The sequence below is a fragment of the Chromobacterium sp. genome (genome assembly GCF_041912965.1).
GTDB lineage: Bacteria > Pseudomonadota > Gammaproteobacteria > Burkholderiales > Chromobacteriaceae > Chromobacterium > Chromobacterium aquaticum.
On the sequence record NZ_JAYSGF010000034.1, the window covers coordinates 42587 to 61627 of the forward strand.

Below are 19041 nucleotides of genomic sequence, written 5' to 3' on the forward strand. Positions count from 1 at the left end.
GTCGCGGCGAATAACAGCTATGAAAGAGGGGGTATCAAGTAGTTCCTCGATTTTGTAGAGTTTGTGTAATAAAACGCGTTCGCATGTCGATTATTCCCAAACATGCCATTGGCTCGCGAATTACATGCCAATCACATGTGTTTTTCAAATTGGCTGACCAGGCGTCGCAAATCGCCAGCGGTGGTGTGCAGCTTCTGCGCCACCTGCAAGGTGGCCGCGATGCTGTGGCTGTTCTGCTCGGTCAGATTGCTCATCGTTTCCATGCTCTGCGCCACCTCGGTGGAGGCGGATGACTGCTGTTGCAGCATATTGGCCACGCTGGAGGAGGATTCCGCCACCTTCGCGTTGGCGTTGCGTATCGCCTCCAGTCCCTGGGCCGCCGCTTGTATCGTTTCCTCGGCGGTATGGACCTTGCTCACCGCGGCCTTCACTTCTTCCAGCGCTTCCTGTGAGCGCTCGCGCAGGAAACCCACGGATTGTTCGATTTCCAGCGTGTTGCCGGCGGTGCGTTCCGCCAGTTTGCGAACTTCGTCTGCCACCACGGCGAAGCCGCGACCTTGTTCGCCGGCGCGCGCGGCCTCGATCGCCGCGTTCAGCGCCAATAGATTGGTCTGGTTGGCGATGTCCTTGATCACGCCGGTGACGGTGTTGATCGATTCCACCGATTGCTCCAGCTTGATGATGATGTCGCGGGTGCAGGACACTTCGCTGACCACGGCCTGAGCCGCCTGGCGCGTGTCGCTCATCTGTACCTCGCCTTGATTCGCCAGCTCGGTGGCCTGGTCGGCGAATTCGGCGCTGGCGCGGGTGGATTGAGAAATCTCGTTGACCGACACCGACAATTGCTCCAGCGCCGCCGCCACCCGGGTAATGCCTTCCAGCGTCGATTCGCCGCGGGTGTTCAGCGACTCGGCCTCGGCGTGGGTGGCGCTGGCGGCCTCGCTGACATCCTCGGCGCCGGCGACGACGTCGGCGAGGATGGCGCGCAGATGAATGCGCAGGGTTTCCATTTCTTCCAGCACCGCGCGCGGCTCGCGCAGGCCGGCGGCCGGGATCTGGGTGCTGAAGTCTCCTTCGGCCAGCCGCATCAATGCGTGGCGCGCGGCGTCTATCGGCCGCGCCAGCCAGCGGCCGACGAGATAGCCGGCCGCTGGCGCCCAGGCCGCCGCCAGCGCCAGCAGGGTCAGCCGCGCGGGGCCGTCCGCCGCCGCCGCTGCCAGCGCCAGGGCGGCTGCCGGCAGTTGCGCGAGCAGCAGGCTCGAGGCCAACGTTGGCGGGCTGACGTGGCGGGTTTCCGGAAATGCCTGTCGCCGTTCGCGGATGCGGGCGTAGAGCTGTTCGGCCTCGGCGGTCTGCTCCTTGGTGGGCGCGCTGCGCACCGACATATAGCCCACCGGGCGGCTGTTTTCGCAGATCGGCGTCACATAGGCTTCCACCCAGTAGAAATGCCCTTGCTTGGTGCGGTTCTTGACCAGGCCTTTCCATGGGCGGCCGGTCTTGATGGTGGCCCAGAGGTCGGCGAAGGCTTCGGCCGGCATGTCCGGGTGGCGCACGACATTGTGCGAATGCCCGACCAGTTCGTCCTCGCTAAAGCCGCTGATGTCGATGAAGGCGCGGTTGGCGTAGGTGATCTGGCCTTTCAGGTCGGTCTTGGTGACGATGGGGCGATGGGGCAGCAAGAACACCTCGGTGCTGTCCACGGGAAGATTCTTTTTCATGGGTCCGGCTCCAGTCTTGGTCAGCGCCGCGCAACGGCGATCCGGCACGCGCCTGTGGCGGGCCGGGAGCGGAAGGCTGAAATCCCATCCGGGTCAATCTAAATGAGATTGATTAATGTCCACGCTATTTCATTGATTGCACTGAAATTTTGCGTTTACCGCCTCCAATGCAGATATAGAACAAAACTGTGCCGTCAAGCAGTCAAGTTTGATGCGAAGGTGATGTTTTCAGTGAGTTAAAGCCCGGAAAAGGCCGGGCAAAATAAGCATCTTCCTATTTCTTTTGCGATGTCCGCGTGAGGAAAATGGCGCATCCGACTTGGATGCAAGAAAAGCTATGGAACCAGCAAGTGTCAAACTGGGCGTGGGGCCCATGCGGGTATTGGTGGTGGACGATCACGATCTGCAGCGTTTCGCTCTGAAGCAGGCGCTGCGCGAGATCGGCATCGAGAGCATAGACGAGGCGCAGGATGGCCGCGCGGCCTTGGATTTGCTAGTCCAGCGCCGTTACGACCTGATGATCAGCGATCTCAATATGCCGGGCATGGACGGCGTGTTGCTGCTGCGCCACCTGGCCTTGCTGCCGCATGTGCCCCATATCGTGTTCAACAGCACCTTGTCCAAGGACATGCTGATGGGCGCCTACCGGGTGGCCTCGTTTTACAACCTGCCGGTGATAGGCAGCTTGAACAAGCCCTTGTCGATGGAGCAGCTGTGCAAGCTGTGGCAGGCGGTCGCGCGGCGGCCGGCGTGGAATTCGCAGTTGCCCGGCTTTGAGCGTAGCGAGCTGGAGCTGGCCTTGCAGCGTGGAGAGATTGTGCCCTGGTATCAGCCACAGGCCGATCCCGGTTTGCTGCGGGTGGTGGGCGTGGAGGCGCTGGCGCGGTGGAACCATCCGACGCGCGGCGTGCTGGAGCCGTCGGAGTTCCTGCCTGGCCTGGAGCATTACGGCCTGGACGAGTCCTTGTTCTTCGCCATCTTCCGCGCGGTGGTGGCGGATTACCGGCGCTGGAGCAGGCAACTGACGTTGTCGGGCCTCAAGGTGTCGATCAATCTTACCGCCGGTCAGTTCTGCAACCCCGAATTGCCGGCCAGCCTGGCGGCGGCGGTGGAAGAAATGGGGATGGCGCCGGCCTTGCTGACGCTGGAGCTGACCGAGACCCAGCGCTTGAAAAATATCTACCAAGCGCTGGAAAACGCGATCCGGCTGCGCATGGCCGGCTTTCGCGTGTCGCTGGACGATGTCGGTTCCGGCTACAACGGCTTGCAGTACTTGCGCGAGCTGCCGGTGACCGCGATCAAGATAGACCGATCGCTGGTGGCCGGCGCGGCCGAGGACGAGGTGGCCAGGGATATCCTGGAGTCCACCATCCTGCTGGCCAAGGACCGCAATATCCAGGTGGTGGCCGAAGGCGTCAGCGAGGAGGCCGACCTGCAGCTGATGGCGCGGCTGGGGGTCGATTACGTGCAGGGCTATTTGCTGGGCTGGCCGATGCCGGCGGAACGGGTGCCGGATTATCTGCGGCGGCGCGGCCAGGGTTGAGCCAAGGGTTTGGCTGCTTCTCAGCCCGGCTTGCCGTCGGAGCGTGGCCGCCAGTAGCTGGGCAGGAAGGCGCGGCCCCAGGCCGCCAGCGTCAGCAGCCAGCCCAGGGCCGCCGCGCCGTACAGCCAGCCGGACCAGACGCCGGGCAGCATCTCGGTGGCCACCCGGGTCAGCGCCAGCCAGTGCGCGGCCAGGTAGAGCCGCCACAAGCCGGTTCCGGCCTGCAATGGCTGGCCGGAATGGCCCAGCGTCACCCGCGACACGAAGGCGATCATCATGGTCAGAAAGAAGCCTACGGTGACCGCGTGCAGCGCCGCCAGCGCCAGCCGCGGCGACGCCAGCCAGCCATTGAGCGCATACAGCCCGAAGCCTATCGGCAGCCAGGCGAAGGCCAGGTGCAGCATGCCCAGCAGCCGCACCCGCAGCGCGGCCACCAGCCGCCAGCGCCAGCTGACGTAGGCCAGCAGCGCGGCCATCGCCGCGTCCAGCGGCCAAGCGGGCAGGCCGAAGCCGTCCAGCAGGCCGTGGCCTAGCGAGCCGGCCAGCATCGCCGCCAGCAGCCAGCCCGGCCGCCACGGCTGGTACAGCGGCAGCGCGTTGGCGGAGAAGAAAGGCAGCATGCGGTGGCAGACGGTCAGGAATACCGGCAGCAGGAAGCCCCAGAGCGCCAGATTGCGCATCCACAGCCAGCCGCGGCCGTCCTGGAATAATAGCCAGTAGCCGCCGGCCAAGAGCGCCAGCACGCCGCAGCACAGCGCCGCCAGCACCGCGCAGGCATGGCGGCGGTCCGGCTGCGGGCTCGCCAGCAGCAGGCAGGCGAAAGTCAGCATGAGGCCGCTGAAGCCCAGCGTGTACAGCGCGTGGCCGGCCAGGGTCCAGGCCATGCCCAGCCACAGTCCGGCCAGCCATAGCAGCAGCCCGGCGACCAGCAGCGCCGGCACGCCGATGAAGATGACGCGGCCTGGCGGCTCCACGCCCAGCCAGCGCGGGCCGGCGGTAAACAGAAAGCCGGTCATGAACAGTGGGAAGAAGCCGAACAGCATCAGGAAGCCATGGGCCAGCGAGGCGGGCACGGTCAAGGCGGCGTGGACGCCGAGCAGGCGGCTGGCCAGCTCGGCGCTCCAGGCGGCCAGCAGCAGGATGGCGAACAGCATGCCGGGCAGAAAGGCGGCGCGATGCGGCGCTTGCGCCAGCATCGCCGCGGGGTGGGGGTGTTTCATCGCGGACTCGATAAGACTTGTGGGCGCCTCAGTATCGCCGCGCCGAAGCCGGCGCGGACATGATTTGGATCAAGGCTTTCCGAGCCTGCCTTCCCGGCTCAGGCGCGCTGCTGCAGCAACTCCGACACGTCGCGCACCACTTGCACCACTTCCTTGGCGCCGGCGCGGATCTCGGCGATGGAGTCGCGCGCCTGCTCGGACAGCTGCAGGCTGGTGTCGGCCAGGCCGCGCACTTGCTGCATCGAGGTGATGGCGGACTTGGAATCTTCCTGGATGCTGCGCACGATGCCGGAAATCTCGCCGGTGGATTGGCTGGTGCGTTCGGCCAGCTTGCGCACTTCGTCGGCCACCACCGCGAAGCCGCGGCCCATCTCGCCGGCGCGCGCCGCCTCGATCGCCGCGTTCAAGGCCAAGAGATTGGTCTGGTCGGCGATCTCGCTGATGGTGCTGATGATGGTGCCGATCTGGCCGGAGCTGTCGCCCAGCTTGGTGATGATGACGGAGGAGCTTTCCACGCTGGATGCCACCTTGGTGATTTCGCTGGCCGCCTGTTCCAGCACCGCGCTGCCCTTGACCGATAGCTGCTCGGTATTGACCGACACTTCCACCGCGGATTGGGCGTTCTCGGCCTGGGCCTGCAGTTGCTGCACCCGGCGGCTGATGTCTTGGGCGAACTTGACCACCCGCACCGGCTTGCCGTTGAGGTCGTACACCGGGTTGTAGGTGGCTTCCAGCCAGATGGTCTGGCCGTTCTTGCTCAGGCGCTTGAACTGGCCCTGGAAGAACTTGCCCTGGCGCAGCTGGCGCCAGAACTCGGCGTAGTCCTGGCTGGCGGCGTAGTCGGCGTCGCACAGCATGCGATGGGGCTTGCCGCGGATTTCGGCCAGCGTATAGCCAAAGGTATTGAGGAAATTCTCGTTGGCATCCTGGATATTGCCGTCCAGATCGAATTCGATCTGCGCCATGGAGCGGCTGATCGCCAGGCGGATCGCCTGGTCGTTCTGCTCCTGGTGTACTTGCTCGGTAATATCGGACGCCACCTTGACCACGCCGCACACCTGGCCGTTGCTGGACAGCACCGGGGTGTAGCTGGCCTCCAGCCAGATCTCCTCGCCGTTCTTGGCGTAACGGTTGAAGCGGCCGTTGACCGGCTCGCCGCGTCGCAGCTGCTGCCAGAATTCGGCATAAGCCGGGCTGCTGACATAGTTCTTGTCGCAGAAGATCCGATGCGGCTTGCCTATCACTTCATCGCGCTGGTAACCCATGGTGCGCAGGAAGTTGTCGTTGACATTGGTGACCACCCCGTCGGGGGTGAATTGTATCATCGCCATCGAGCGGTCGATGGCGGACAGCATGCCGCGCAGGCCGTCCAGTTGGCCGGTCAGCTCGTTGAGCTGCTCCTTCAGTTTTCCGGTGAAAAAGGGCATGGCTGCCTCCATTCTAATTGCGATACAGGAGTGCCAGTGGAGCACGCCAAGCTCATTTCAAACTAATACATTCCACATGATTTAAAAGGGAAATTTATTTTTGAATGAATTTCTTATTACTGGGCGGCATTGGCCATAGGCACGGATTAAGAGTGTATCCAGCTATTGCGTCAATAACATCTCGCCATTGATTGGCTGCTGATTTAAGACAAATGCAAAAGCCGGGCTTATCATGGGCGCGCAACCCACCCGTCCAACTCAATGGAGCGCGCATGAGCGATTTATCCGCCTTTCCCATCACTCGCAAATGGCCTGCGAAATATCCGGAACGCATCCAGCTGTATTCGCTGGCCACGCCCAACGGGGTCAAGGCGTCCATCATGCTGGAAGAAACTGGCCTGCCTTATGAGGCGCACCTGGTCAGCTTCGACAGCAATGATCAGTTGTCGCCGGAGTTTCTGTCGCTGAACCCCAATAACAAGATTCCCGCCATCCTCGATCCGCGCGGCCCGGGCGGCAAGCCGCTGGCCTTGTTCGAGTCCGGCGCCATTTTGCTGTATCTGGCGGAAAAGAGCGGCCAATTGCTGCCGCGCGACCCCGCCGCGCGTTATGAAACCATTCAGTGGCTGATGTTCCAGATGGGTGGCATCGGCCCGATGTTCGGCCAGCTCGGTTTTTTCCATAAATTCGCCGGCAAGGATTACGAGGACAAACGGCCGCGCGACCGTTATGTGAACGAGTCGCGCCGCTTGCTGGCGGTGCTGGACCAGCGCTTGAGCGGCCGCCAGTGGATGATGGGGGACGATTACAGCATCGCCGATATCGCCATCTTCCCCTGGGTGCGCAATCTGATCGGTTTTTACGATGCCGGCGCATTGGTGTCGATTGCGGATTTCCCGCAGGTGACGCGGGTGCTGGACGCCTTCCTGGCGCGGCCGGCGGTGCAGCGCGGGCTGACGATTCCGGCGAGATCGTAAACCGCCTGTTCTAGATGGCCTTGCCCACGTATGAAAAAGCCCCCGTCCGGGGGCTTTTCATTTGCTTAGAGCCTGTTCAAAGTCTCGCGAGCTAAGGCGAGACAAGGCGTTGCGGCTGAGAAAGCGGAATGTACAAGTGGTACATGAGTATTTCGAAGACGGTACTCACCGTGTGACGCCTCACGACGCGCAGCAGACCTTGAACAGGTTCTTAGTCCACCGGGCTGACCTCGCCCGGCTGGCTGGCGCGGGCGCGTATCACCTTGCCGGTGGCGCTGTTGCGCACGCGGATGATCTCGCCCTGGCGGCCATTGCCCAACGCCTCGCCGGCGGCGACCACTTCGATGCCGCTATTGCGCGCGACGATGCGCACTTCCTCGCCGCGCTTGACCAGCAGGCTGGCTTCCAGCGCCTTGAGCCGCAAGGGCTGGCCCTGGCGCAGCGCGGTGCGGTTGCTCAAGCCTTCCAGCTTGGTCTTGGCGCCGACCATGTCGGCCGGGTCCAGCACCGGGCGTTCCATCCATTCGATGTCGCCTGCGTCCAGCAGGCTGCGCGCCGGGATGTCGCGCGCCGCCACCGCCACGCGGGCGCTGATTTCGGCGCGGACGATGAACTCGGCGTCCCAGCCGGCGGCGTCGCAGCGCGCCTGCAGCCGCATGCGGCTGGGCGCGCGCTCGTCCAGCGCGACGACGCGCACTGGCTCGGGGCAGGGCGGGGCGTTGAATCCGCGCGGCGGCAAGGCCTTGACGCTGATGCGGGGCGCTTCCAGGCCGGCTTTTTCAGCCTTTTGCAGCAGCAGCGCGCGCGCGCTCTGTTCCACCGCGGCGGCGGCGGGATAGGGGGCTGCCAGCGTGCGAGCGCCGGGCAGGATGAGCAGCGCGGCCAATAACGGCGCGGTTTGATGCCGATAGGATGTGAAAATTCCCATTACAGATGACTTGGTAATTATCCCGTATACGTGAGGGGGTGCGGTTATTAGTATCGCTTTTCAATCGAGCGGCCATTTAATGTGAATTAGATAGCCGATGTTAAATATGGTAGTGAAGCGCATGGATCTAGGCAATGGGTCTGCACCTTGATAAAGCATTGAGCGTTCACCCGGCTGCCTTGCAGTTGCGAGCGGAACGCACCCGCATCCTGGCGTCCAATATCGCCAACGAGAACACGCCGGGGTATCAGGCGCGGGACATCGACTTCAAAACGGCTTTGGCCGCCTCGGCGGACGACGCCGCGTTTCCATTGGATTCGCCGTCCGGCGAGTTGCAATACCGGCGGCCCAATCATCCCGCGCGCGACGGCAATACCGTCGAGTTGGGCGTGGAGCAGGCCGAGTTCGCGCAGAACGTTTCCGAATTCCAGACCAGTCTCGCCTTCCTGAACATGAAGTTTCGAGGGCTGGCCAAAGTGATAGCAGGTCAGTAAACCATGTCCTTCCGCGATATTTCCCGCATCGCCGGCTCCGCCATGACGGCGCAGACGGTGCGTCTCAACACCGTGGCCAGCAACCTGGCCAACGCCGACACCGCCGCCGGCAGCGAGCAAACGGCTTACCGTTCCCGCAAACCGGTGTTCGCCACTCAATATCGCGGCGGAGACGGTTTTGACGGCTGGCGCGGCGCCAGCGTCGGCGTGCTGGACGTGGTGCAGAACCAGGAGCCGGTGCGCAAGGCGCACGAGCCAGGTAATCCGCTGGCCGATGCCGACGGCAATGTTTTCTATTCCAATGTGAACGCGGTGGAGGAGATGACCGACATGCTGTCGGCCTCGCGCGCGTTCCAGACCAATGTGGAAGTGCTGGCCCGAGTCAAGGGCATGCAGCAGGACCTGCTGAAACTGGGAGACAACGCATGAGCGTGAACGCCGCGCAAAACGGACAGCAGAGCCAGTCCGCCGCCTCCAATGGCTCCAATCCGGCAGTGGCGCCGGCCGCCGGCCAGAGCACCGGCATGGATGATATGTTCATGAAGCTGCTGCTGGCGCAGATTCAGAACCAGAACCCGCTGGACCCCACCGACGCCTCGCAGTTCGTCAGCCAGCTGGCGCAGATGAGTCAGATGAAGAGCTCCGCCGACATGCTCAAGCAATTGCAGGGCAATGCGCTGATGCTGCGCGAGCTGCAGGGCGTGTCGCTGGGCTCGCAAGTGGGACGCCAAGTGCTGGTGCAGGCCGATCAGGCGCACCTGAGCGGCAAGGACCCCTTGTCCGGCCGCGTGACCCTGTCCGGCGAAGAACAGCAGGTGTCGCTGGTGCTGACCGACGCCGGCGGCAAGGAAACCGTGATCGATCTGGGCAAGCGCCCGGCCGGCGAGTTCGATTTCAACGTCGATCCAAGCAAGCATGGCCTGGTGGAGGGCGAGTACAAGCTGGAAGTGCGCGCCGCGTCCAAATCCAAGGCCGGGCTGGAAATGCTGGCCACCGTGTCCGGCGTGCGCCTGCCCATCAACGGCGGCGAACCAACGCTGACGCTGGCCGGTCTCGGCGAATTCCCCGCCTCCGCCATCACCCGTCTGCTGGGCAAAACCCAGGCCTGAAGCGCCGATTCAAGATACCTAAAACTTTGGAGCGACCATGAGTTTCGACATTGCTTTGTCCGGCATCAACGCCGTCAACAACCAACTGGGCAATATCAGTAACAACATCGCCAACACCGGCACCTACGGCTTCAAATCCAGCCGCACCAGCTTTTCCGCGGCCTATGCCGGCGCGCAGCCGATGGGGGTGGAAGTGGTCGGCCACAGTCAGAACATGGCGCGCAACGGCAATACCGTGCGCACCGGCCGTCCGCTGGACGCCGCCATCGACGGCCGCGGCTTCTTCGTCAGCCGCGACCTGAACGGCGGCATGGCCTATTCGCGCGTCGGCATCTTCACCGCCGACAAGGACGGCTACCTGGTGGATGGCTACAACCGCCGCGTGCAAGGCTACGGCAAGGCCGATGGCAATGCGCTGGGCGCCTTCGGCGATATCAAGATCCCCAACGGCAACATCCCGGCCAAGGCCAGCGACAAGCTGCAATACGTCGGCAATATGTCGGCGGGCTGGAGCGTGCAGACCATGCCGTTCGACAAGGCGCAGAACACCTTCAACAGCTCGGCGGTGTCCACGGTTTACGATTCCCTGGGCAATAAGCACAACCTGACCCAGTATTTCTGCAAGACCGGTTCGGGCGCCATCACCGTCCACTACACGCTGGACGGCGCGGATCTGGCCACCACCGCCACCTTGAATTTCGACACCGACGGCAAGCTGACCAGCCCCACCGCGCCGGTGGCGCTGAATCTGGGCACCCCGGCCGGCGCCTCCGCGCTGTCTGTGAACCTGGACTACACCGGCACCACTCAGTTCGCCGGCGAAAGCAGCCAGACCCTGAACGCCAGCAATGGCTACCCGTCCGGTTCGATGACCGGCACCAGCCTGAACGACAACGGCGATGTGGTAGCGGCTTACAGCAATGGCCAGAAGCAGGTGGTGGGCACCTTGGCCATCGCCAACTTCCCCAACGAATCCGCGCTGCAAGCGACCTCGCAAACCAGCTGGGTGGAAACCGCAGGTTCCGGCACCGCGGTGTATTCGCGTCCGGGCGCCGGCCTGTCCGGCAATCTGCTGGCCTTCACCCTGGAACAGTCCAATGTGGACATGACTTCGGAACTGGTGGACCTGATGACCGCGCAACGCAATTACCAGGCCAACACCAAGGTGATTTCCACCGAAAACCAGACCATCCAGGCGTTGATGCAGGCGGTCTAAGGCGGGGCACGAATAAATGGACGCACTGATCTACACCGCGATGAGCGGCGCCGACCGCATGCTCAAGGCGCAGCAGATACACGCCAACAACATCGCCAACGCCGAAACCGGCGGCTTCCGCGCCGACATCGGCGTCAGCACCAGCCAGGCGGTGCCGGGCTATGGCTACGACGCGCGCCACCTGAGCCAGAACGGCGCCAACGCGGTGGACGTGCGCAGCGGCGCGGTAGTGCAAACCGGCCGTGATCTGGACGTGGCGGTGCAGGGCGACGGCTTTCTGACGCTGCAAGGGCCGGACGGCAAGGAGGTCTACACTCGCGCCGGCAATATGGTGGCGGACGTTGACGGCAAGCTGAGCGTCAATGGCCACCCGGTGCTGGGCGACGGCGGTCAGATCACCGTGCCGCCCGACTACGTCAAGCTGCACATCGGCAGCGATGGCGTGATCTCGGTGCTGGCCGCTGGCGAAAGCGAAATGCAGCCGATAGACAAGCTCAAGCTGGTCAAGCCGCAGCCGCAGGACATCGCCAAGGACGTCAACGGCCTGGTGATCAGCCGCCAGGGCGGCGCGCTGGCAGCAGACGACACCGTCAAGGTGCAGGGTGAGCACCTGGAGCGCAGCAATGTGTCGGCGGTGGAAGAAATGGTGGCCACCATGACGCTGAACCGCAACTTTGAAATGCAGATGCGTTTGTTCAACTCCGCCAGCGACATGGTGGAGGCGGGCAACCGCCTGGTGCGCGCCTGATCCGGCATTCCAATAACAGCGCCGCGGCCAAGGTCGACGGCGCAAACCATCGGGGAATCGAAACATGAATCCAGCTTTGTGGGTGAGCAAGACCGGCATCCAGGCGCAGGACGCGCGCCTGACCTCCATCGCCAACAACCTCGCCAACGTCAACACCGTCGGCTTCAAGCGCGACCGCATGGTGTTCGAGGACCTGTTCTACCAGGTGGATCGTCAGCCGGGCGGCAAGACCGACCAGGACAATACCGCGCCCTTGGGCGTGCAGTTGGGCAACGGCACCCGGCTGGTGGGCACCCAGAAGGTGTTCACCCCCGGCCCGCTGACCACCACCAATCAGTCGCTGGACGTGGCCATCGTCGGTCAGGGCTTTTTGCAGGTGAAGATGAGCAACGGCGAAACCGGCTATACCCGCGCCGGCCAGCTGCAGCGCAACGATCAGGGCGCCATCGTCACCCCGCAAGGCCTGCCGCTGGAACCGTCCATCACCATTCCGGGCGATGCGTCCTCGGTGACCATCAGCGAAACCGGTACCGTCAGCTATACCCGCGGCAGCAGCAGCACGCTGGAAACCGCCGGCCAGATCGAGCTGGCCAGCTTCGTCAACCCGGCCGGCCTGCTGGCGCTGGGCGACAATCTGTTCCAGAAAACCGCCGCCAGCGGCGATGCCACCGCCGACGCGCCGGGCTCCGGCTCCTTGGGCAAGCTGAAGCAGGGCGCGCTGGAAGGTTCCAACGTCCAGGTGGTGGAAGAGATGGTGGACATGATCGCCGCGCAGCGCACTTATGAGATGAATACCAAGGTGCTGAGCGCCGCCGACAATATGATGCAGTACCTGGCGCAGTCGGCGCGATGAAGCTGCTGGCCCTGACGCTGTCCGCCTTGCTGCTGGCCGGCTGCGCGCAGCCGATTCCGCCGCAGACCACGCAGGAGTTCGCGCTGCCGGAATTGCTGCAGCAGCCGCAGCGCGGCAAGGGCGGCGGCGTGTTCACCGTCGCCGGCGCGCAATCGCTGACCTCGGACAGCCGCGCCTTCCGTCCCGGCGACGTGCTGACCGTGGTGCTGGAAGAAACCACCCAGGCCAGCAAGAAGGCCGGCACCAGTTTCGGCAAGAAATCCGGCGCCAGCGTGGCGCCGTCGCTGCTGGGCAATACCACCTTCCGCGCGCAAGTGGGCGTGGACGCCAGCCGCGATTTCAACGGTTCCTCCACCTCCACCCAGCAGAACATGCTGTCCGGCGCGCTGACCGTGGTGGTGCACAAGGTGCTGGGCAACGGCCTGCTGGAAGTGAAGGGCGAAAAGCAGCTGGTGCTGAACCAGGGCGAGGAATTCCTGCGGCTGGCCGGTTATGTGCGAGTGGAAGACATCGACACCGACAACCGCGTGTCCTCGCTGCGCATCGCCAACGCGCGCATCGGCTACTCCGGTCGCGGGGCCTTGTCGGACGCCAACGAACCCGGCTGGCTGATGAAGTTCTTCGCCAGCCCGCTGATGCCGTTCTGAACGGCGGGCGGCGGGGAGTTCGGGCGGGACAACAGGCGGGCGCTGACGGGCGTCCGCCGTTCGCGTATGCGGCCCTTGGGGCGCGCATGCGCAATCACAGAATCATTCAGGGCGGATCATGCACGGTTTTATCAAGCAAATGACGGGATGGGCGCTGCTGCTGGCGGCGACGCTGGCGACGGCGCAGCCCTTGCGCAATCTGGTGACGGTGGAGGGCATCCGCGAAAACCAGTTGATCGGCTACGGCATCGTGGTGGGCCTGGACGGCACCGGCGACAACTCCCAGGTCAAATTCTCCGGCCAGTCGGTGGCCAATATGCTCAAGCAGTTCGGCCTGAAAATGCCGGAGCGCACCGACACCAAGGTCAAGAACGTGGCGGCGGTGATGGTCAGCGCCAGCCTGCCGCCGGGTTACGGCCGAGGCCAGACCATAGACGTCACCGTGTCCTCGCTGGGCGACGCCAAGAGCCTGCGTGGCGGCACCTTGCTGCTGACCCAGTTGAAGGCGGCCAACGGTGAAATCTACGCGCTGGCCCAGGGCAATGTGGTGGTGGGCGGCGTTTCCGCCCAGGGCAAGAGCGGCTCCAGCGTCACCGTCAACACCCCCACCTCCGGTCGCGTGCCCAATGGCGCGTCCATTGAGCGCGAAATCCCCAGCGACTTCGAAGAAGGCGACAGCGTGCGCCTCAGCCTGCGCCGGCCCAATTTCGAAACCGCCACCAATATCGTCAAGGCCATCAACGCCAGCTTCGGCCGCGTGGCCAGCACTCGCAACGCCACCACCATCCAGGTGCGCGCGCCGCTGGATCCCACCGAGCGCGTCGCCTTCGTCGCGCGGCTGGAAAAGGTCAATGTCGGCGTCGGCAGCGAAGTGCCGCGCGTGGTGTTCAACTCGCGCACCGGCACCGTGGTGATCAGCCAGGGCGTCACCGTGCGCCCGGCGGCGGTGTCGCACGGCAGCCTGCGCGTGGTGATCTCGGAAAACCCCAGCGTCAGCCAGCCCGGCCCGTTCAGCAACGGCCAGACCACCACGGTGCCTAATTCCACCGTCAACGTGGATCAGGGCTCCGGCCGCATGTTCAAGTGGCCGGCCGGCGCCAGCCTGCGCGCCATCATCGACACCGTGAACAGCACCGGCGCCACGCCGGACGACATCATGGCGATACTGCAGGCGCTGGATCAGGCCGGCGCGATCGACGGCGAACTGGTGGTGATCTGATGGAAAGCAAAAACATACAAGCAGCGCTGGCGATGCCGGCCGACGCCAAGGACGAGCCGGCGGTGCAGCCGGCCTCGCCGGAATACCGCCGCAAGGCCGGCGCCGCGGCGGAGCAGTTCGAGGCCCAATTCGTGCGCGAGATGTTCAAGCAGATCCGCAAGACCACGCGTGAGATCGCCGGCGAGGACAGCATCTTCGCCAACTCCATCAATGGCGACATGATGGATTTCGCCGACGGCGCGGTGGCGGATCAACTGGCCAAGCAACGGGTGTTCGGCGTCGCCAACGCCATCCTGCGCCAGCTGCTGCCGGAGGAGGGTGGCAATATTCACCTTAAGAACGGCGGCGCGCCGGTCGCAAGCGATAAACAGAACCCCGGCTCGCTGCCGGACGCGCAGGGCCTGGCCGCTTTCGCTCCGCCGCTGCTGCCGCTGAATAAAAGGTAAGAATCGCCATGCGCATGATAGATAACGCGCTGACCGGCGCCGTCGCCTCCCAGGCCGCGCTGAACGCCGTCAGCCAGAATATCGCCAACCAGATGACCCCGGGCTACTCGCGCCAGGGCGTGGTGCTGACCGCGCTGATGCCCGGCAGCGGCGACCCGTACAGCGCCGGCTCCGGCGTGGTGGTCAACGCGGTGCGCCGCTTCAACGACGACTTCAAGAACCTGCAGCTGTGGCAGGCGGCGTCCAGCCAGGGCGAACTGGTGGCGCAGAATCCTTACTTCGGTCAGTTGGAGCAAGTGATGGGCCGCGACGGCAGCAGCCTGTCCGCCGGCTTCGACCAGTTCTTCCAGGCGCTCAGCGCCGCCAGCCTGTCCGGCGATGCGATGCGCGACCCGGTGATCCGCAGCGCGGAAGCGCTGGCGCAGCGCTTCAACAATCTGGACAAGGTGTTCGGCTCGCAACTGGCCGCCATCGCCGAGCAACGCTCCGCCACCGTCACCCAGATCAATAGCTCGGTGGCCAATATCGCCGACCTCAACGCCAAGATCGCCGCCGGCAAGGCCATAGACACCAATACCTCAGGCCTGGAAGACGAGCGCGACCGCCAGATAGACTCGCTGTCGGCCCTGGTGGAAGTGCGCGTGGTGTCGCAGCCGGACGGCAGCAAGAACGTCAGCCTCAAGAGCGGCCTGCCGCTGGTGGCCGACACCCAGGCGGCCACGCTGAGCAATACCAGCCAGCCGGATGGCAGCCAAGTGCTGACGCTGAATTTCTCCAAGGACAAATACACCCTGGCCGGCGACGGCCTGGGCGGCCAGCTGGGCGGCCTCAATCAATACGAAATCCAGACCGTGCGCCCGATGCGCGCTCAGGTGAAAACCCTGGCCAGCGAAATGGCGCAGCGCGTCAACGACCAACTGGCCAAGGGCTATGACAATAACGGTCAGCCGGGCAAGCCGCTGTTCGTTTACGACGCCTCCGGCGTCAACGGCATCCTGAAAACCAGCGGCATCACCTCGGCCGAACTGGGCTTCTCCGGCGATCCGGCCAAGCCCGGCGACAACAGCAATTTGCTGGCGGTGATCGGCCTGCAGCAGCAAAAGATCACCATGCCCGGCGTCGGCGCCGTCACCATAGGCGATGCTTACTCGCAAATGGTGGGCAAGCTGGCGGTCAGCAGCAAACAGAACAAATCCGGCCTGGAAAGCGCCAAGGTGATCCGCGCCGAGGCGGAAAAGAGCTGGCACAACACCAGTGGCGTCAATCGCGATGAAGAGGCGATGGACCTGCTGGAGTTCCAGAAAATGTATCAGGCCAATATGAAGGTGATCAGCGTGGCGAACCAGCTGTTCGAAAGCACCTTGTCCATCTTGTAAGGAAGACAGCATGCGCGTTTCCAGCAATCAATACCTGTCCACCATGCAGTTGGCGATGCAGACCAGCAACTCCGCCCTGGCCGAGATGCTGCAGCGCATGTCCAGCGGCGATCGGCTGCTGGCGCCGTCGGACGACCCCATCGCCAGCGTGCGCCTGCTGCGCCTGCAGCGCGAAGAAGCGGCGCTGGACCAGTATCAGCAGAACATCGGCGCGCTCAGTTCCACGCTGTCCAAGAACGAGTCGATACTCGACAGCATCAGCCTGGACATCCGCGACGCCAAGGACCTGTTGACCGCCGCCGCCAACAACCCGCCGGTGGACGATCTCAAGGCGATGGCGACGCCGCTGCGCAGCCTGCGCGAAAGCCTGTTCTACTCCGCCAACACCAAGGACGCCGAGGGTCGCTACATGTTCTCCGGCTCCAAGCCCGCGGTGGCGGCCATCGCCTACGACGCCGCCCAGCCGGCGGGTAGCCGCTACAGCTTCGCCGGCAATACCGACAAGCAGCAAGTGGTGGTGGGCGAGGGCATCACCCAGGATTCCAATGTCACGTTGGAAAACATGGCCGAGATCCTGAACCAGTTGGACAAGACCATAGGCCGGCTGGAAGACCCGGCGCTGGACAATAAGGATCCGACCGTGGCCGCCGACATTCGCAGCGCGATGAACGCCAGCGACAAGGCGTTGGAAGGCATCTCCAGCAAGATCGCCCAACTGGGCGGCACACAGAACATCATGAAAACGCTGACTCTCAATCACGACAATGTCAGCCTTTCCAATAAACAGACCATGACCAAGTTGGGCAGCCTTGATTACGCCGATGCCTTCATTCAGTTGGGCGGCTATAGCATGGCGCTGCAAGCCAGCCAAAAGGCCTATGGCCGCGTCAGCCAGTTGTCCCTGTTTGACGTGATCTGATCGAGTCCGGCATGAACACTCCGATTTCCTCCGTCAACGTCAAGCAAAGCGGCAAGCGCTGGGGCAAGGATGCCGGCGCGGTCGCCGCCGCCGCCACGATTGAGCGCGCCCCGGCGCCGCAAGCGCAGCCGGCGGCGCAAGTGCGCGGCGCGCCGACCTCGGGCTGGCGCTATAGCGCCCAGCTCAATGAGCAACTGACCTCGGCGCAGCAAGCGCTGTCCTTTGTCGATGGCCTGCTGGGCCAGCTCGAAGGCGTCAAGTCCGGCCTCAGCCGGGAACTGACCCAACGCCAGCTCAACCAGGGCGAGCTGCAGCGCCAGATGGAACAGTTCAAGCAGCAATGGGGTCAGCGTCAGGCGGCCAGCGGCGGCAGTCTGGATGGTCAGCTGCGCTTCCATCTGGCCGGCGATTCGCGCCAGGGCTTCACCGTCAAAGGGCTGGAGCTGGGCGCGTTGGCCGGCGGCCAGGCCGAAACCCTGGTGTTTTCCACCGGCGAATCCGGCGCGGCGCCAGCCTCGGTGCAAGTGGGGGGCGGCGTGGGGGAGGAGGAGGTCCTGCGTCGCTTCAATCGAGCCTTGGCCGGCGGCGGCGTGCGCGCGGAAGTCAATGAAGACGGCCAACTGGCATTCAGCGTGCCGGAAGCGCAATGGGCGGCCTTGAATGAGCGCATGACCGTGCGCGGCGGCGGCGTCCGCTTTCCCGGCGGCGTGCCGCAGCGCCTGAAGCTGCAGCCGGAGGCGGAAGCCTTCCAGCTCGAGCGCTGGAAAGTCGACGATCACGCCCAGGTGCGTCAGGCCTTGCAGAATGTGGTGCGCTCCATCGGTCAATTGCATCAGACCCGCGCCGCGATCAATAGCGCGATCGCCGAAGCGCAGCACTCCATCGAGCAACTGTCGCATATGAATGAGCAGAGCTGGGCCAGCCAGTTCGTATCCGACTTCAATGCCCGGCTCAACCAGCCGGATAGCTATCGCAACTTCTATGAACTGGTGCCGGCGCTGATCGGCGTTAGCCGTTACCGGGTGCTGTCGCTGCTGTCGCTCAGCTAGACACGGTGCCAGCGGCCAGCATTGCCTGGTCTCCAGGGCGTCGATGATCTTTGGCTTCATTGACGTCAGTCCGCGATCTTCACACAATCAGCCATTCCCACCTCAAGAACGGCTTGGCGATTCATGACTACCAGCGGCAACAAGCCGGCCCGACGCGTGGAAGTTGGCGGCCGCAGCGTGTACCTCCACAGCGTGCCGCGTCACTCGCTGCACGACCTCTACCATTTCTGCATGACCATCAGCTGGCCGCGCTTCTATCTATTCATCGCCGCCGCCTTCATTGCATTGAATCTATTGTTCGCCGGGCTCTACCAAGCACAGGCCGGCGGCATTGCCAACCAGTACCCGCAGGGTTTTCTCGGCGCCTTCTTCTTCAGTGTCGAAACCCTGGCCACCGTCGGCTACGGCGATATGCATCCGCAAAGCCTGTATACCCATTGGATCTCGATGCTGGAAATCTTCATCGGCATGATGAGCATCGCGCTGATCACCGGCGTCAGCTTCGCCCGCTTCTCGCGGCCGCGGGCGCGCATCGTGTTCACCCATAGCCCGGTGGTGCGCATGCTGAACGGCGAGCCGGCGTTGATGCTGCGCGCCGCCAACGCCAGGAACAATGTGATCATCGACGCCAGCGCCCGGCTGCGGCTGTTGCAGGATGAAGTCAGCGCCGAGGGCGTGAGCTTCCGCAAGCTGCACGACCTGGCCTTGGTGCGCGAGCAGCATCCGATGTTCGTATTGGGCTGGACCCTGGTGCACAAGCTTGACGAGGCTAGTCCCTTATATGAAAGAGACGCCGAGTCGCTGGCGGCCGTCCGCGCGCAGCTTATCCTGTCCATCAACGGCATAGACGAAACCACCGTGCAGCCTATGGTGGCGCGCCATACCTTCTCGCACCAGGACATACGCTGGAACCATGCTTTCGCCGACCTGATCTATACCGACGCCGAAGAAAACGACCATGTCGACTACCAGAAACTGCAGGAAGTGAGGCCGCTGTCGCCGGATTCCGGCCGGTTTGGTGAAGGCTGAGCGTGTGTCGTTGCCGGCAGTGTTATTGAGATTCAAAGGCTTAGTCGAAAGCAGCGATTTTTTGTGGTGAAAGGTGTTGACGGGCTTGGGGGCGTGACGTATAGTTCGCCTCCTCAGCAGACA

General features: G+C 63.8%; 19 protein-coding genes. 15 read left to right on the top strand and 4 right to left on the bottom strand.

The annotated features are described in order from the left end of the window. Positions 1–131: 131 nt before the first annotated feature. Positions 132–1718 carry a methyl-accepting chemotaxis protein gene (locus ACE3QM_RS17095; protein ID WP_374423546.1) on the bottom strand — a complete coding sequence of 529 codons (1587 nt, stop codon included), beginning with the start codon at positions 1716–1718 and terminating at the stop codon, positions 132–134. A gap of 337 nt (positions 1719–2055) precedes the next feature. Between ACE3QM_RS17095 and ACE3QM_RS17100 the strand changes: the two genes are divergently transcribed. Further along, a complete protein-coding gene (locus ACE3QM_RS17100) occupies positions 2056–3261 on the top strand; it encodes an EAL domain-containing protein (RefSeq protein WP_082151164.1) in 1206 nt (401 codons plus the stop codon). A gap of 20 nt (positions 3262–3281) precedes the next feature. Here ACE3QM_RS17100 and ACE3QM_RS17105 read toward each other — a convergent pair whose 3' ends face one another. Together ACE3QM_RS17105 and ACE3QM_RS17110 are read right to left on the bottom strand one after the other, a co-directional pair. Then, positions 3282–4481, bottom strand: a complete 1200-nt coding sequence (locus tag ACE3QM_RS17105; protein WP_374423548.1) for an NnrS family protein — start codon at positions 4479–4481, stop codon at positions 3282–3284. Between the two features lie 98 nt (positions 4482–4579). Next, entirely contained in the window at positions 4580–5908 is a 1329-nt protein-coding gene (locus ACE3QM_RS17110; protein ID WP_374423550.1) for a PAS domain S-box protein, read from the bottom strand. Between the two features lie 272 nt (positions 5909–6180). Between ACE3QM_RS17110 and ACE3QM_RS17115 the strand changes: the two genes are divergently transcribed. Continuing rightward, on the top strand, positions 6181–6885 hold the full coding sequence (locus ACE3QM_RS17115) for a glutathione S-transferase N-terminal domain-containing protein (RefSeq protein ID WP_374423552.1): 705 nt from the start codon (positions 6181–6183) through the stop codon (positions 6883–6885). A gap of 211 nt (positions 6886–7096) precedes the next feature. Here the strand turns inward: ACE3QM_RS17115 and flgA are convergent, their stop codons facing one another. Continuing rightward, a complete protein-coding gene (gene flgA, locus ACE3QM_RS17120) occupies positions 7097–7813 on the bottom strand; it encodes a flagellar basal body P-ring formation chaperone FlgA (RefSeq protein WP_374423554.1) in 717 nt (238 codons plus the stop codon). A 134-nt stretch (positions 7814–7947) separates the two neighbouring features. Between flgA and flgB the strand changes: the two genes are divergently transcribed. The 13 genes from flgB to ACE3QM_RS17185 all read left to right on the top strand — a co-directional run bounded on the left by flgB (position 7948) and on the right by ACE3QM_RS17185 (position 18918). After that, positions 7948–8307 carry a flagellar basal body rod protein FlgB gene (flgB, locus tag ACE3QM_RS17125; protein ID WP_374423556.1) on the top strand — a complete coding sequence of 120 codons (360 nt, stop codon included), beginning with the start codon at positions 7948–7950 and terminating at the stop codon, positions 8305–8307. Positions 8308–8310: 3 nt separating this feature from the next. Next, positions 8311–8736, top strand: a complete 426-nt coding sequence (flgC, locus tag ACE3QM_RS17130) for a flagellar basal body rod protein FlgC (RefSeq protein ID WP_231464397.1) — start codon at positions 8311–8313, stop codon at positions 8734–8736. Continuing rightward, on the top strand, positions 8733–9416 hold the full coding sequence (locus ACE3QM_RS17135; RefSeq protein ID WP_048411430.1) for a flagellar hook capping FlgD N-terminal domain-containing protein: 684 nt from the start codon (positions 8733–8735) through the stop codon (positions 9414–9416). Before flgC ends, ACE3QM_RS17135 begins: the two co-directional genes overlap by 4 nt. 37 nt (positions 9417–9453) lie before the next feature. Next, positions 9454–10632, top strand: coding sequence for a flagellar hook protein FlgE (locus ACE3QM_RS17140; RefSeq protein WP_048411431.1), 1179 nt, complete (start codon positions 9454–9456; stop codon positions 10630–10632). A gap of 16 nt (positions 10633–10648) precedes the next feature. Next, on the top strand, positions 10649–11380 hold the full coding sequence (locus ACE3QM_RS17145) for a flagellar basal body rod protein FlgF (protein WP_374423559.1): 732 nt from the start codon (positions 10649–10651) through the stop codon (positions 11378–11380). 64 nt (positions 11381–11444) lie between these two features. After that, on the top strand, positions 11445–12233 hold the full coding sequence (gene flgG / locus ACE3QM_RS17150) for a flagellar basal-body rod protein FlgG (RefSeq protein ID WP_231464390.1): 789 nt from the start codon (positions 11445–11447) through the stop codon (positions 12231–12233). Then, positions 12230–12880: a flagellar basal body L-ring protein FlgH gene (flgH, locus tag ACE3QM_RS17155; protein ID WP_374423561.1), complete on the top strand. Its 651-nt coding sequence runs from the start codon at positions 12230–12232 to the stop codon at positions 12878–12880. Before flgG ends, flgH begins: the two co-directional genes overlap by 4 nt. 118 nt (positions 12881–12998) lie before the next feature. Further along, positions 12999–14099, top strand: coding sequence for a flagellar basal body P-ring protein FlgI (locus ACE3QM_RS17160; RefSeq protein ID WP_156183971.1), 1101 nt, complete (start codon positions 12999–13001; stop codon positions 14097–14099). Further along, entirely contained in the window at positions 14099–14545 is a 447-nt protein-coding gene (locus ACE3QM_RS17165; protein ID WP_048411436.1) for a hypothetical protein, read from the top strand. Before ACE3QM_RS17160 ends, ACE3QM_RS17165 begins: the two co-directional genes overlap by 1 nt. Positions 14546–14553: 8 nt before the next feature. Further along, entirely contained in the window at positions 14554–15921 is a 1368-nt protein-coding gene (gene flgK / locus ACE3QM_RS17170) for a flagellar hook-associated protein FlgK (protein ID WP_048411437.1), read from the top strand. A 10-nt stretch (positions 15922–15931) separates the two neighbouring features. Continuing rightward, positions 15932–16840, top strand: coding sequence for a flagellar hook-associated protein FlgL (gene flgL / locus ACE3QM_RS17175; protein WP_374423564.1), 909 nt, complete (start codon positions 15932–15934; stop codon positions 16838–16840). A gap of 11 nt (positions 16841–16851) precedes the next feature. Next, positions 16852–17889 (top strand): hypothetical protein, encoded by a 1038-nt coding sequence (locus ACE3QM_RS17180; protein ID WP_374423566.1) that lies wholly within the window; start codon positions 16852–16854, stop codon positions 17887–17889. 123 nt (positions 17890–18012) lie between these two features. Further along, complete coding sequence (locus tag ACE3QM_RS17185) at positions 18013–18918, top strand: ion channel (protein ID WP_374423568.1); 906 nt, start codon at positions 18013–18015, stop codon at positions 18916–18918. Positions 18919–19041 lie beyond the last annotated feature (123 nt).

Bases quoted from the DNA above. Each gene is read 5' to 3' on its own strand.
- ACE3QM_RS17185 (WP_374423568.1), top strand. From the start codon at position 18,013: ATGACTACCAGCGGCAACAAGCCGGCCCGACGCGTGGAAGTTGGCGGC.
- ACE3QM_RS17095 (WP_374423546.1), bottom strand. From the start codon at position 1,718: ATGAAAAAGAATCTTCCCGTGGACAGCACCGAGGTGTTCTTGCTGCCC.
- ACE3QM_RS17110 (WP_374423550.1), bottom strand. From the start codon at position 5,908: ATGCCCTTTTTCACCGGAAAACTGAAGGAGCAGCTCAACGAGCTGACC.
- flgH (WP_374423561.1), top strand. From the start codon at position 12,230: ATGAAGCTGCTGGCCCTGACGCTGTCCGCCTTGCTGCTGGCCGGCTGC.
- ACE3QM_RS17115 (WP_374423552.1), top strand. From the start codon at position 6,181: ATGAGCGATTTATCCGCCTTTCCCATCACTCGCAAATGGCCTGCGAAA.
- ACE3QM_RS17160 (WP_156183971.1), top strand. From the start codon at position 12,999: ATGCACGGTTTTATCAAGCAAATGACGGGATGGGCGCTGCTGCTGGCG.
- flgB (WP_374423556.1), top strand. From the start codon at position 7,948: ATGGGTCTGCACCTTGATAAAGCATTGAGCGTTCACCCGGCTGCCTTG.
- ACE3QM_RS17100 (WP_082151164.1), top strand. From the start codon at position 2,056: ATGGAACCAGCAAGTGTCAAACTGGGCGTGGGGCCCATGCGGGTATTG.
- ACE3QM_RS17145 (WP_374423559.1), top strand. From the start codon at position 10,649: ATGGACGCACTGATCTACACCGCGATGAGCGGCGCCGACCGCATGCTC.
- flgA (WP_374423554.1), bottom strand. From the start codon at position 7,813: ATGGGAATTTTCACATCCTATCGGCATCAAACCGCGCCGTTATTGGCC.
- ACE3QM_RS17180 (WP_374423566.1), top strand. From the start codon at position 16,852: ATGAACACTCCGATTTCCTCCGTCAACGTCAAGCAAAGCGGCAAGCGC.
- ACE3QM_RS17165 (WP_048411436.1), top strand. From the start codon at position 14,099: ATGGAAAGCAAAAACATACAAGCAGCGCTGGCGATGCCGGCCGACGCC.
- flgL (WP_374423564.1), top strand. From the start codon at position 15,932: ATGCGCGTTTCCAGCAATCAATACCTGTCCACCATGCAGTTGGCGATG.
- flgC (WP_231464397.1), top strand. From the start codon at position 8,311: ATGTCCTTCCGCGATATTTCCCGCATCGCCGGCTCCGCCATGACGGCG.
- flgK (WP_048411437.1), top strand. From the start codon at position 14,554: ATGCGCATGATAGATAACGCGCTGACCGGCGCCGTCGCCTCCCAGGCC.
- ACE3QM_RS17135 (WP_048411430.1), top strand. From the start codon at position 8,733: ATGAGCGTGAACGCCGCGCAAAACGGACAGCAGAGCCAGTCCGCCGCC.
- ACE3QM_RS17140 (WP_048411431.1), top strand. From the start codon at position 9,454: ATGAGTTTCGACATTGCTTTGTCCGGCATCAACGCCGTCAACAACCAA.
- ACE3QM_RS17105 (WP_374423548.1), bottom strand. From the start codon at position 4,481: ATGAAACACCCCCACCCCGCGGCGATGCTGGCGCAAGCGCCGCATCGC.
- flgG (WP_231464390.1), top strand. From the start codon at position 11,445: ATGAATCCAGCTTTGTGGGTGAGCAAGACCGGCATCCAGGCGCAGGAC.